The 12,551-nt window shown below is 69.1% G+C and carries 13 protein-coding genes; 10 read left to right on the top strand and 3 right to left on the bottom strand.

All coding sequences use genetic code 11. From position 1 onward, the window contains the following. Positions 1–70: 70 nt before the first annotated feature. Positions 71–241 (bottom strand): hypothetical protein, encoded by a 171-nt coding sequence (locus tag VM780_RS04705; protein ID WP_325445638.1) that lies wholly within the window; start codon positions 239–241, stop codon positions 71–73. A gap of 85 nt (positions 242–326) precedes the next feature. Further along, positions 327–1,142 carry an enoyl-ACP reductase FabI gene (gene fabI, locus VM780_RS04700; RefSeq protein WP_325445636.1) on the bottom strand — a complete coding sequence of 272 codons (816 nt, stop codon included), beginning with the start codon at positions 1,140–1,142 and terminating at the stop codon, positions 327–329. A gap of 218 nt (positions 1,143–1,360) precedes the next feature. On the opposite strand from fabI, the gene VM780_RS04695 reads away from it, so the two are divergent. From VM780_RS04695 to VM780_RS04685, 3 genes are read left to right on the top strand one after another with little or no spacing between them, the layout of a single operon-like run. Next, entirely contained in the window at positions 1,361–2,047 is a 687-nt protein-coding gene (locus tag VM780_RS04695; protein ID WP_325445634.1) for a PspA/IM30 family protein, read from the top strand. A gap of 7 nt (positions 2,048–2,054) precedes the next feature. Beyond that, a complete protein-coding gene (locus VM780_RS04690) occupies positions 2,055–2,276 on the top strand; it encodes a hypothetical protein (protein ID WP_325445633.1) in 222 nt (73 codons plus the stop codon). Beyond that, entirely contained in the window at positions 2,273–2,650 is a 378-nt protein-coding gene (locus tag VM780_RS04685; RefSeq protein WP_325445631.1) for a PspC domain-containing protein, read from the top strand. Before VM780_RS04690 ends, VM780_RS04685 begins: the two co-directional genes overlap by 4 nt. 6 nt (positions 2,651–2,656) lie before the next feature. Here VM780_RS04685 and VM780_RS04680 read toward each other — a convergent pair whose 3' ends face one another. Next, complete coding sequence (locus tag VM780_RS04680) at positions 2,657–3,058, bottom strand: c-type cytochrome (RefSeq protein WP_325445630.1); 402 nt, start codon at positions 3,056–3,058, stop codon at positions 2,657–2,659. A gap of 5 nt (positions 3,059–3,063) precedes the next feature. Here VM780_RS04680 and VM780_RS04675 point away from each other — a divergent pair, with 5 nt between their 5' ends. The 7 genes from VM780_RS04675 to VM780_RS04645 all read left to right on the top strand — a co-directional run bounded on the left by VM780_RS04675 (position 3,064) and on the right by VM780_RS04645 (position 12,514). Beyond that, the gene (locus VM780_RS04675; RefSeq protein ID WP_325445628.1) at positions 3,064–3,402 is read left to right on the top strand and encodes a polyhydroxyalkanoic acid system family protein; all 339 of its coding nucleotides are present in this window, start codon (positions 3,064–3,066) and stop codon (positions 3,400–3,402) included. Between the two features lie 3 nt (positions 3,403–3,405). Next, the gene (locus VM780_RS04670) at positions 3,406–4,854 is read left to right on the top strand and encodes a CehA/McbA family metallohydrolase (RefSeq protein ID WP_325445627.1); all 1,449 of its coding nucleotides are present in this window, start codon (positions 3,406–3,408) and stop codon (positions 4,852–4,854) included. A 363-nt stretch (positions 4,855–5,217) separates the two neighbouring features. After that, positions 5,218–7,827 carry a CehA/McbA family metallohydrolase gene (locus VM780_RS04665; protein WP_325445626.1) on the top strand — a complete coding sequence of 870 codons (2,610 nt, stop codon included), beginning with the start codon at positions 5,218–5,220 and terminating at the stop codon, positions 7,825–7,827. A gap of 88 nt (positions 7,828–7,915) precedes the next feature. Continuing rightward, a complete protein-coding gene (locus VM780_RS04660) occupies positions 7,916–8,881 on the top strand; it encodes a nuclear transport factor 2 family protein (protein WP_325445625.1) in 966 nt (321 codons plus the stop codon). Between the two features lie 41 nt (positions 8,882–8,922). Further along, positions 8,923–9,648 carry a hypothetical protein gene (locus tag VM780_RS04655; protein ID WP_325445623.1) on the top strand — a complete coding sequence of 242 codons (726 nt, stop codon included), beginning with the start codon at positions 8,923–8,925 and terminating at the stop codon, positions 9,646–9,648. After that, positions 9,645–10,640 (top strand): AAA family ATPase, encoded by a 996-nt coding sequence (locus tag VM780_RS04650; RefSeq protein ID WP_325445622.1) that lies wholly within the window; start codon positions 9,645–9,647, stop codon positions 10,638–10,640. Before VM780_RS04655 ends, VM780_RS04650 begins: the two co-directional genes overlap by 4 nt. Next, positions 10,637–12,514 (top strand): cobaltochelatase CobT-related protein, encoded by a 1,878-nt coding sequence (locus VM780_RS04645; RefSeq protein ID WP_325445620.1) that lies wholly within the window; start codon positions 10,637–10,639, stop codon positions 12,512–12,514. The genes VM780_RS04650 and VM780_RS04645 overlap by 4 nt, the downstream gene beginning before the upstream one ends. The last annotated feature ends 37 nt before the right edge of the window (positions 12,515–12,551 follow it).

The following is a 12,551-nucleotide window of genomic DNA, read 5'->3' as shown; positions in this document are numbered from 1 at the left end:
GGCGCCTACCTAGGGATGCAATCGATCAGCGCCCCTTAAGGGTTTCTACTTGGGCGACGCGCAGCGACGCCTAGGGGCCGGGGCTGAAGAACAGCAAATAGGCGATCAGGTAGAAAGCGCTGGTGCTCATCGCGACGCCGAGCGGCGAGCCGAGCACGCTCCAGGTGCCCGATCCGCCGGCGAGCGACGCCAGCCGGGCGAGCTGGCCGGGCCAAGTCAGAAGATACCAGAGGATGCGCATGCGCGACGTCCGGGGCCGACACGTTGAAGACGGAGGATTGAGCGCCGCCAGCTGAATCGGCGATGAACGAACCGCGGCCGAGGCGTCAGCCGACGACGGAGATGTCCGGCGCTTCCGGGTTCTTCATGCCCACGATGTGATAGCCGGCGTCGACATGGTGGACCTCGCCGGTCACGCCGCGCCCGAGATCGGAGAGCAGGTAAAGCGCGGAGTCCCCGACCTCCTCAATCGAGACCGTGCGGCGGAGCGGCGCGTTGTACTCGTTCCACCGGAGGATGTAGCGGAAGTCGCCGATGCCGGAGGCCGCCAGCGTCTTGATCGGGCCGGCGGAGATCGCGTTGACGCGGATCGCCTGCGGGCCGAGATCGGCCGCCAGGTAGCGCACGCTCGCCTCGAGCGCGGCCTTGGCGACGCCCATGACGTTGTAGTGCGGCATCCACTTCTCGGCGCCGTAATAGGTCAGCGTCAGGATCGAGCCGCCATTCCCCATCAGCTTCTCGGCGCGCTGTGCGACAGCCGTCAGCGAGTAGCAGGAGATGAACATCGTCTTGTGGAAGTTCTCGGCCGTCGTCTCGATGTAGCGGCCGTCGAGCTGGTCCTTGTCCGAAAACGCGATGGCGTGAACCAGGAAGTCGAGCCCGCCCAGAACCTCGCCGGTCTTTTCGAAGACGGCGTCGATTGTGGCGGGGTCGGTGACGTCGCAATGGCCGACGACGTCCGCCGAGAGCTCGGCGGCGAGCGGCTCGACCCGCTTCTTCAGCGCCTCGCCCTGATAGGTGAACGCCAGCTTCGCGCCGGCGGCGGCGGCGGCCTTGGCGATGCCCCAGGCGATCGACCGGTTGTTGGCGACGCCCATCACGAGCCCGCGCTTGCCGGCCATCAGGCCCTGGACTTCCGTCATCTACGCCACCTCTGAAGTCTGCGCCCGCGGGGAGGCGTTGCCTATGGCATAGGCTCCATGGGTCATCAAGCGCCCGGCGACGCGTGTTCATCACAGCGCGTTTCAGAAGCAGTTGCGACGGCGGGATCCGCCAGCGGGCTCAATGGCATGCGATTTGCTGCTCCAGCGTGCAGCGGCCGCCCGTCCGGGCGCGCCCCGGGACATCGAGGGAGCTTGGCATGGGAATCATCTCGCGGGCGATCCATGTCGGTCGGTCACACGTGAATTCGGTCGTGACCTGGGCCAGCAATCCGCAGAAGCGCCTTCGTCTGCTCATCCAGGACATGGAGGAGACGCTCGTGAAGGCGCGCTCCTCGGCCATCACCAGCATCACGGAAAAGAAGGAGCTCGAGCGCCGCGTCGCGAAGCTGAACGCGGACGTCGCCGACTGGCAGTCCAAGGCCGAGACCGCCGTGCAGCGCGGCCGCGACGACCTTGCGACCGAAGCGCTGCAGGCCAAGGCGCGCAACGTCTCGATGCTGGCGACGCTCGAGGCGCAGCTCGAAAGCGTCCTGCGCTCGCTCGCCCACCAGAGCCAGGACATGCAGGGTCTGCAGATGAAGCTGCAGGAGGCCAAGGCGCGCGAGCGCGCCATGCGCACTCTGCAGCGCTCCGCCACCACGCGGCTGTGGCTGCGCCGCAAGACCTACGACCAGCGGATCGACGCCGCGATGTCGCAGCTCGGCGAAGTCGAGGGCCTTCTGGACGAGCTCGAGGGCCGGGTGGAGGTCTACGACATCGGCCGCGCCTCAGAGGTCAACGCCGCGTTGAACCGGCTGGCGATCGAGTCGCAGGCGAGCGCGGAGCTCCAAGAAATCAAGGAGAAGCTCGGCGGCCAGACTGCGCTTTCCTACGCCAAGAGCTGAACTGGCCGTGCTGTCGACGCTCGCCTTCCTGTGCTTCGTGGTGACGCCGACGGTGGCGGTCGCGGCGGCGCTCGTGCGCTGGCTGGAGGGCGCGGCCGCCCGGGCCGACGAGGAGGACCGGATGCAGGCCCTGACCAGCAACGCCGCCGATATCGCGATGCGGATCGAGAATCTGGAGGCCGTCATGCTGGCCGAGCGCGGCCAAGCCGCGTCGGAGCTCGTGCGATGATACGGCGGGCGCGCGCCCTCATCCCGAAACGCCTCGGCGGCTGGCTGCTCGGGGTCTGCGCGACGCTGTCGGAGATCACCGGCCTCAACCCGCTGATCTTCCGCGGCGCCTTTCTCATCGGCCTGGTGTTCAGCGCGTCGACGACGCTGCTCGCCTACGCCGCGCTCTATGTCGTCGGGCGGCTGCTCTTCGCCTTCACGCGCGACGACGAGGCGCTGATGGTGGAGCCGCCGTTTCCTTCAGGCGGAGCCCCGCAAGCCGCCCTCATGGGGGACGAACTCGCCATGCTGGAGCGGAAGCTCGCGCGGCTCGAGGCCGAAGCTCTGTCGGCGGACGCCATCACCCGCGCCCGCTTTCGAAGCGCCGGCCTGTGAGCGCCGTCACGGCTGGCCAGGGCCGAGCGATTTCAGAAAGGCCACCAGATCCGCGCGCTGTCCGGCGTCCGGAAGGCCCGGGAACGACATCTTGGTTCCCGGCGCCGCAGCCCTGGGATCTTTCAGGAAGGCGTCCAGTCTCTCCTCGTCCCACACGAAACCCGCAGAGGCGATCGCGTCCGAATAGTGGTATCCTGGCGCGGTCCCGGCCTTTCGGCCGAACACCCCGTAGAGCGTCGGCCCGATGGAATTCGCGCTAGGAGCGGCCTTGTGACAGATGCCGCACTTCGCGCGAAACTGCGCCCCGCCCGCCGCGGCGCTGCCAGCCGCGCTGACGCCGGGGCTTGTTCCGCACAAGGCCAACACCGCGGCGAAAGCCGCAAGCAGTCGGGCGCCGAAAGTCTTCATCGGCCATGTCCGATCAGGAGGTTGCAATGTCTAAGCCAGTCACGATGACCGTCAGTCATCAACTGGGGCAGGATCAGGCCATCAAGCAAATAAAGGACGGGATCGTCAAGGCAAAGAACATGTCGATCCCGCTCTCGATCGAAGAGGATGTTTGGACAGACAACGTCCTGAACTTTCGTGTCAGCGCGATGGGTCAGAGCTGCTTGGGCAAGATCGAAGTGTTGCCCGAGATGGTGAAGCTCGACGTGACGCTGCCCGGAATTCTCGGCTTCTTCGCCGACAAGTGCATGTCGGTGGTGCGGAAGCGCGCGCAGCTTCTGCTGCAGGCGCCCGGTCGCGGCTGAGCGATGCTCGGGGCCGCCAAAGCGCGCCTCTACCGGCGGCTCGCCACGGCGGTGAAAGCGGCCGCGGCAGCGATCATCGTCGTCGCCGGCGGCTATCAGGCGGTGTTCGGCAGCCCCTGGTCGGCGCCGGCCTTTGGCGACCTGCGCGCGCTGCTCTCCCTGACGTTCGACGGCGGCCGCCAGTTCCGCGTCTCCTGGGGCCCGGCGGCTCCGGAGGGCGCCGCCTTATCGAACGTCTCGACCCCACAGCCCGTCGCGGCCGGAGCGCCGCCCGCGATCCTGGCCTCGGCGACGGCCGCGCCTGCTGCGGCTCCTTCGCCGCCCGACGCGGCCGCGTCCGCGAACGACGCGAAGGGCCCGCCTCGCCCTGCCCTCGCGCTTTGTTCGCTCGCCGACCGCGCCCCGGGCCAAGGCGCCGAGATCGTCTCGCGCGCCACCCTGCGCGGGCCGTTCGGCGGCGTCATCGACGGCTATGGCATACGTGATCCGAGCCTGATCCCGGCGTCCGACGAGCCCGGCGCGGACGGCTACGCCCTGCCCTTCCTGGCCTCGATCCGAAGCCAGGGGGGCCTTGCGGGCTTCACGCCCGAACCCGGCCCTGCGCAGGCGGGCGTCGACCGGCTGCCGAACACCGCCAATGCGATGAGCCCCGGCGCCGGCACCTTCGCGCTCGGCGTGGCGCATGACGCCCTCGACATGCTGGACGTCGGCCGCGGCTCCTTCGTGGCGGAGCTCAACCCCTGGTATCACAGCCTCAACGCGGGCATGCGCGCCACCATTGTCGGCGGCCTGCGCTGCGACGCGACCGAGGGCGTCGAGGCCGCCGCGCCCGGTCCGGCGTCGCTCGGCGCCGCGGCCTCGACGCCCTCGGTTCGCCGGCGGTTCGACGAGCGCAACCTCTACGTCTCGGACGGACACAGCGCGCTGACCGCGTTCACGGTGAACGGCAAGAGCCCGGACCGGCGTTCCGGCGCAGAGGTCAAGCTCGACAGGCCGGGGGTCGTCGAGATCAGCGCGACGCTTGCGGCGGAGCTGCCGTCCGGCGCCGCGGCGGCCCCAAGCGCCGGCTGGGACATCCAGCGCGCCCGCTATGGCGCCACCCGCTCCGTGACCGTCGAGATCGTCGTCAACGGCCGCGTGGCGGCGAGCAAGCCGGTCCCTGCAGACGGCTCGCTGCACACGATGACCTTCGCGGCGCCGATCGAGCGCAGCAGTTGGGTCGCGCTGCGGCTGATGGGCGCCGGGCACTCCAACCCGGTCTTCGTGCTGGTCGACAACAAGCCGGTGCGCGCGTCGCGCACGAGCGTCGAATGGAGCCAGCGCGCCCTGCTGCAGGCCTATGACGCCGAGAGCCGCCAGTGGAGCCCGGCGGATGCGCCGGTGGCCGCCGCCGCGTTCCAGTATGCCTACGAAATCTATGGCGGCATCCTGAAAGAGACCGAGACGCCCTGAGGCGGAAGATCGGCGCTGCCGAGGAGCCGCGATCGATCCCGCCCGCGCCCCCGTCCCGGACGGAGAGCAAAAAGCACGGGCGCGCGACAGGCGCCGCCGCTCGCCGGCTAAACCGAGCATTGCACCCGCGTTATTTTGCACCTTCTCCAAATAGTGCCTTGTTATACGCCTGCATCGCCTCTGCGGAGGGCGCCGCAGATCTTCGCCGCCCGGCGAGCCCCGGAACCTCTTCACTCCTCAACGTTCCACTGACCTTGCGCGGGCGCGAGACCGCCGCTCCGCGGGCCCGTGGCACGGACTCTGCTTTGAGGAGGTTGCGGGCGAGGGCGAGCCGGCGTTTCAGGGCCTTGAGCAGGAGTTGAAATGATCAGGGGGTCTTCGGGGATGCGCGCCTTCGGGGCGCGCGTGGCGGGCGCTTGCGTCGTGGCCGCGCCATTGCTGCTGTCGCCGGCCGCGTCGCAGCTGGCGTGGTCGCAGCCTTTCCAGTCCGCCGGCGCGTTGTCGCCCATCGTCAGCGGCATTTCGAAACAGCCGCTCATGGTTCAGGTCGATCACCTGCTCCAGGCAATGGCCTTCGTCGGCCGGCCGATATCGGACGCCGACCGCGACGCGCTCTACAAGGCCGGCCAGCTTGCGGATGACGAGGCGGTCGCGGCCGTCCAGCAGATCCTCGACCGCTACGCCGTCGCGCGCGTCGACATCGACCCGTTGCGCAAGGTCACCGTGCTGCCGATGAGCGGCTCGACCGAGGGCCTCACCAAGGACGGCTGGACCACCTTTCTGGTGAAGATCTCGAACCGCGCCGGCGCGACCGACGCGCTCGACGTCGACAGTCCGCAGGCGGCGATGCCGTACGACTTCACCCGCATGGAAGTCGAGCGCAGCGTCTATGACGACCAGTTCACCGACGTCATGCTGGAGCACGTATTCCACACCGGCGTGACCTGGGGCACGTGGGGCGGCGGCTATCCGTACAAGCAGCCGCCGCAGCCTGAGCAGACCGGGATCTGGCCGCAGCATGGCGACCTGTCCTTCGTTCCGACCAAGGACCGCTGGGCCGCCGTCAGCCTGTTCCAGGGCGCGCCGATGCAGAAGACGCTGTCCGGCTTCCCGCTCGAATACGCGACCCTTCAGGTCTACAGCCGCGACGAAGGCCTGAAGTCGATGACGATGTCCTTCAATGTCGGGACGCTGCGCTCGAGCGGCACCGGCTCCGTGCCCTACGCGCCCGGCAGCCCCGGCATGCGCGGCGAGGCGCAGTTCAGCTTCAACGTCGGCAAGGCGGTGCCGGTGACGCTGCACGTGCTCGACGAGGACGGCAAGCCCACCGCAGCGCGCTTCACGATCCGCGACAAGCTCGGCCGGGTCTATCCCTACCGCTCCAAGCGCTACGTTCCGGACCTGTTCTTCCAGAACCAGATCTATCGCTATGACGGCGAGACCGTGGAGCTTCCCGCCGGGGAGTACACGGTCGAGACCGGCCGCGGACCGCAATACGAGAAGTATACGCGGACCATCACGGTCAAGGCGGACGCTCCGTCGACAGAGACCTTCCAGTACAAGCGCTGGATCAATCCGCGGGCGCTCGGCTACGAAAGCCTGGACAAGCACGTCCACACCGCCGGCTGCCTGCACTACAACGATCCGACCTACGGCATCGAGCCGAAGGACATGTTGCGCTACGCGACCGGCGAGGATCTCGACGTCGCCGACATCCTGATCTGGGGCCCGAACTGGTACTATCAGAAGGCCAAGTACTTCACCGGCCAGCCGGACCCGATCTCGACGCCCAACAACGTCGTCACGCACAATCTCGAGGTCTCGCAGTTCCCGAGCAGCGCCGGCGGCCACACCTCCGGCCATGGCATCCGCGACATCGACTATCCGGGCACCAAGAAGATCGAGGACTGGCCGAGCTACACGCTTCCGGTGCTGAAATGGATGCAGTCGCAGGGCGCCCTGTCGAGCTACACCCATTCCGGCTTCGGCCTGGACGTGCAGTCCGCCGATCTTCCGAACTACATAACGCCGCCGATGGACAGCATCGGCGCCAATGAATACATCATGACGGTGGCCCATGGCGCGACCGATCTGCTCGGCGTCGGAAACACCAACTTCATCTCCGAGCTGAACATCTGGTATCACACGCTCAACGCCGGCTACCGGGCGGAGATCGCGGGCGAGACGGACTGGCCCTGCATCAACGGCGAGAATGTCGGCCGCGGCCGCTCCTACGCCAAGATCGCCAACCCGCAGGCCGCGGTGACCTATCAGGGCATTCTGGACGCCATCGACGCCGGCGACTCCTACGTCTCCGACGGCCGCAGCCATCTGATGAACTTCAAGGTCAACGGCAATCTGCCGTCGCGGAAGGTCGGCACGGAGATCAAGCTTCCCGCCGCCTCGACCGTAACGGTCACCGCCGACGTCGCGGCGCTTCTGCCGGTCGAGCCGGAGATGATCGAGGTGCTGGGCTCGAGCTATCCGATGGAGACGCAGGCGACGGTCTATCAGACGCTGCCGGAGCCCAAGAAGCAGCGCATCTCGGACCTGCCGATCACCGGCGTGAGCTGGCGCAACATCCCCTGGTGGCACATCGAGCGGGCCCGGATCGGCGACACCCGCAACGTGCTGTTGGAGGTCGTGGTCAACGGCAAGCCGGTGGCGAGCAAGCAGATCGTCGCCGACGGCCAGGTCAGGCCGATCGAGTTCAACATTCCGATCGAGCAGAGCAGTTGGGTCGCGCTGCGCATCCTCGGCGCGAGCCACACCAACCCGGCCTTCGTCCTCGTGGACAAGAAGCCGATCCGCGGCTCGAAGGCGAGCGTGGAATGGATGATCCGCGCGCTCCAGCAGGCCTATGAGGTCAAGCGCAACGGCTGGCGGCCCGAAGACTATGACGAGGCGACGGCCGCCTACGACTACGCCTACGAGTCCTTCAAGAAGATCCTCCACGAGACGTCGGCGCCCTGAGCCGGGCCGTTCTCTCGGACCGGCGACGACGCCATGCGGGGCGGCCACCGGGCCGCCCCATCACGACGCCTTGTGGTGGGGACTTCTGATGCGTCTTGGTCTTGCGGCCGCCCTGTTGGGCTGCCTCGCCTTCGTAGGCGCGCCCGGCTCGCCCACGCGCGCCGAAGCTCCGCAGGCGGCCGCGGTCCAGCCCGACGCCGGGCTGCTCGCCGCCCATGAGACGTTCTGGAATGCTTACGAGGCCGGCGACCTCTGGCGCATGAGCCAGCTCTGGGCGCGCGACGACGACAAGATCTCGGCGGCGTTTCCCGCCGCGGCGACGCTTGCGGTCGGCTGGGGCAACGTCCAAGAGAGCTTTCGGCGCACCTTTGCGCACAACCGCAACGTCAAGATCGACGCCAAGCTGCTGCGGACGAACGCCGAGGGCGACGTGGCCTGGCTGGTCAGCGCCGTGCGCTACGAATCCGTACAGACCCAGACCGGCCAGTTCGTGCTGATGGACCGGATGTTCACGACGGAGGTCTACCGGCGCGAAAGCGGCGAATGGCGCCTGGTGCACTATCACGGGCATTTTCCGGGCTTCCGGACGATGACCGACGACCCCTCGACGATCATCGTCGCGCCGCCGCCGATCGACCGGCCGGACGACCCGGTCTGGAACCTGCACGAGCGCTTCACGACCGCGTTCTCGGCGCTCGATCTCGGGGCGATGTTCGAGCTGTTCTCGCCGGAGAAAAGCGTCACAGCGCTGCAGCCGACCGCGCCGGTGCCGTTCTTCGGGCCGGAGAACGTCATCGCGAGCTGGAAGAAGACGTTCGGCGAGATCCAGGCTCTCACCATCGAGCCGCTGCAGATCGTCGTCGAGCAATCGGGCTCCGCCGCCTGGATCGCCGAGCTCAGCCAGTACCACATCGCCTTCAAGGCGAAGCCCGACGAGATCCAGCACTTTCACAGCGTGCTCACGACCTACGTACTTCGCAAGGAAGCAGGACAGTGGCAGATCGCGCATTACCACGCGCATTTCGGCTTCGGCTTCGAGGCGCATCAGGATTGAACGCGGCGGCTCGCCTCTGCGCTTTCGCGCCCGCCATCCTCATGAGCCTCGCCGCCGGAGCGGGCCCCGCGGCCGCGCGCGATCTCGCGGCCGCGCCTTCGCCCGCGCCGCAGCTCGCGATCGAGGTCGCCCGCGAGCCGCGGCCGGCGCGCGAGCGGCTGAGCGCCAATGTCGCGGAGATCCTGAAGGTGATGGCCGAGGCCGGGCGGCCCATCTCCGAGGCGGACCGCGCCGCGCTGGCGGCGGCCGACGCCCTGCCCGACGCCGACGCCGTCGGCCGCATCCAGGAAGTCCTGAACCGCTACGCGCTGGCCGAGGTGCATCTCGACGACGAGGCCTGGTTCAGCGTGGCGCCCGCCTCGAAGGACCCGGCGGACCGCCCGCTCGTCCAGCGTCGCTGGAGCACCTTTCTGGTCAAGGTGCACAATGAGGCTCGCGTCACCGGGCCGCTCGAGGTGCGCAGCATCCAGGCCGTGGAGGGGACGAGCCGGGACGTAGTCGTCTCCAAACCGTCAAGCGGCGCCTGTGAGGACGAGCCGCATGGCTGGGCGCAGTGGTTCCGGCTGCAGATGATCGGCCAGCCGGCGATGCCGGCCCGGCTCTGGGGCACAGAGGTCGAGTATCTCGTCGTCCAGCTTTGCAGTCTGGATGTCGGCGATCGCGCGGCTGAACTGACCTTCTACTTGGGCGGCGGGCAAGTGAGCCAAGGCCACTACGGCGCCGTCAGCCTGCTGTTCCGCCCGACGGCCATGCCTGTCGGCCAATGACGGCTGTGGCGCCCGCCGAGACGATCGCGGCCGACCGCCCGGACGGCGAAGCGACCGCACGCGAGCTGTTCGGGCTCGACAGCGATCTGAGCGTGCCGCGCTTCTCCAAGCGGTCGCGCCTGACGCCGGCGATCGACCCGGACTATCTGTTCGATCCCGAGACGACGCTCTCGATCCTCGCCGGCTTCACCCGCAACCGGCGCGTCATGGTGACGGGATTCCATGGCACAGGAAAATCGACCCACATCGAGCAGGTCGCCGCACGGCTCAACTGGCCGTGCCTGCGCGTCAATCTGGACGGCCATGTCGGCCGCATCGACCTGATCGGGCGGGACGCGATCGTGCTGCGCGACGGCAAACAGGTGACGGAGTTTCGCGAAGGCATCCTGCCATGGGCGCTGCAGCGCCCCTGCGCGCTGGTGTTCGACGAATACGACGCCGGGCGCCCCGACGTGCTGTTCGTGATCCAGCGGGTGCTGGAAGCCGAGGGCGCGCTCACGCTGCTCGACGAGAACCGGGTGATCGAGCCGCATCCCGGCTTCCGGCTGTTCGCGACCGCCAACACGGTGGGGCTCGGCGACGCGACCGGCCTCTATCATGGCGCCCAGCAGATGAACCAGGGCCAGATGGACCGCTGGAACGTGATCGCGACGCTCGACTACCTGCCGCATGACAGGGAAGTCGCGATCGTGCTCGCCAAGGCGTCCTGGATGCGTGACGGCGAAGGGCCTGAGACCGTCTCCGCCATGGTGCGCTTCGCCGGCTTGACGCGGACCGCCTTCGCCAATGGCGACCTCGGCGTGCTGATGAGCACGAGAGGTCTCGTCGCCTGGGCTGAAAACGCCCAGATCCTCGGCGATCTCGACTTCGGCTTCCGGGTCACCTTCCTGAACAGATGCGACCGCGCCGAGCATGCCGCGGTTCGCGAATTCTTCCAGCGCTGCTTCGGGCGGGAGCTCGGCGGCCGGCTGTCCGGGCCCGTGGCCGGATGAGCCTCGCCGGGCCCTCGCCGACCGTCCGGAGCACGGCGACGCAGGATCACCGCACCGGCGCGCGCGCCAAGGGCGACGCGCTCGAGCAGGCGATCGCCGCCTGCTCCCGCGCGCTGGGCGGCGGCGCACAGGTCACGCTCGCCTTTGGCGGCGCCGAACAGGAGGCTGACCCTGCCGCCGGACGCGTGACGCGGCGCGCGCCCGACATGCCGGCCGCGGCCCGCGCCGCGCTGCGCGGCGAAGCCGACCTTGCGGGCCTGTATCGCGCGCATCATGACCCAGACCATACGGCTTCCGTCACGTCCGACCGGGAAGCGCGCGTGCTGCGGGCGCTCGAGCGGGCGCGGGTGGAGGCGATCGGCGGCGCGGAATATCGCGGCGTCGCGCACAATCTCTCCGCCGCCCTCGAAGAGCGCTGCCTGAAACCGCATTACGCGGAAGCCGCCAGCGAGATCCTGCAGGCCGAGGCGCTCGCGATGCTGCTGCGGGAGCGGCTCGCGCCCGCAGCACTGCCCGGCCGCCGGTTCGGCTTTGTCGAGGCGCGTCGTGCGGCCCTGTCGGCGGCGCTCGCGCCGCACCTCGACGCGCTCGCCAGCGCCCTGCGCGACCAGCGGCGCTTTGCGGAAGCCGCGCTCCGGCTGGCGCGGTCGCTGCGGCCGGAGGCGGGCGAAGCGCTCGCCGAAGGCGCGGCCGAGCCCGATGAGCCGGCCCGCGGCGACCGCGACCCCGGACCGATCCAGGGCGAGCAAAAATCCCAGGGCGAGGCGAGCGGACTCAAATCCGCGACCGAAGAGGCGACCGAGGACGCGCCGCTGTTCGGCCAGCCTGAGGCGACCGACGCGCGCATCAGCGGCGAGCTCGACTCCGCGACCATGATCCCGGTCGAAGACGCCGCGACCCAGTCCGCCCGACGGACCGGCGGCGGCGGGCCCCAGGCGCCGTCTGGCTACCGCGTGTTCACCACCGCCTTCGACCGAACGGCCGCGGCTGAGGCATTGCTCGCCGAATTGTCGCCGCCGCCGGAGGAGGAGGAACCCGACGGCTTCGCCGGACGGCGCCGGGAGGCGGCTCGGCTCGCTACACGGCTCCGTCGCTCGCTGCTGGCGCTGCAGCCGCGCGGCTGGGAGCGCGATCAGCCGGAGGGGCTGCTCGATCCAGCGCGTCTCGCCCGCGTGGTGACGGACCCGGCCTCCGGCCGCTTTTTCCGCCAGCAGAAGAACGAGCCCTTCGCCGACACGGTGATGACGCTGCTGCTCGACAATTCGAGCTCGATGCGCGGCGAGCCGCTGAAGATCGTCGCGCTGACGACGGAGCTGATGGCGCAGGCGATCGAAAGCTCCGGCGTTCGCGTCGAGGCGCTCGGCTTCACCACCCAAAACTGGCGCGGCGGCCGCGCGCGCGAGGCGTGGCTCGCCGCCGGCAAGCCGGCCGATCCCGGCCGCGTGAGCGAGCTGCTCCACATCGTCTACAAGGCGGCGGACGCGCCTGCGCGCGGCCTGCGACGCGCGCTGAAGCTGCTGCAGGTCAAAGGCCTGCCCAAGGAGAACGTCGACGGCGAGGCGCTCCGCTGGGCGTGCCGGCGCCTGCTGCGCCGCCCCGAGCGGCGTCGCATCCTGATCATGATCTCCGACGGCGCGCCGAGCGAGGAGACGACGCTTTCGCTGTCCTCGCGCGCGGGCAACTACCTCGAGGCGCATCTGCGCGAGACGATCGCCGAGATCGACCGGCGCGGCATGGTCGAACTCTTCGCGATCGGCATCGGCTACGATGTGGGCCGCCTTTATCCGAAGTCCGTCCGGATCGATTCCGCCGAAGGCCTCGCGCCCGCGCTCGCGGCGGAGCTGCCGCGCCTGCTTGCGGGCGGGACGGCGTGAATGAGCGAGCGGCCCGGCGGCCAACAAGGAAACCCGT

This window comes from Hansschlegelia sp., from assembly GCF_035538955.1.
Lineage (GTDB): Bacteria > Pseudomonadota > Alphaproteobacteria > Rhizobiales > Methylopilaceae > Methylopila.
Note: the sequence above shows the minus strand (reverse complement) of the source record. Positions and strands in the feature narration are given on the sequence as shown.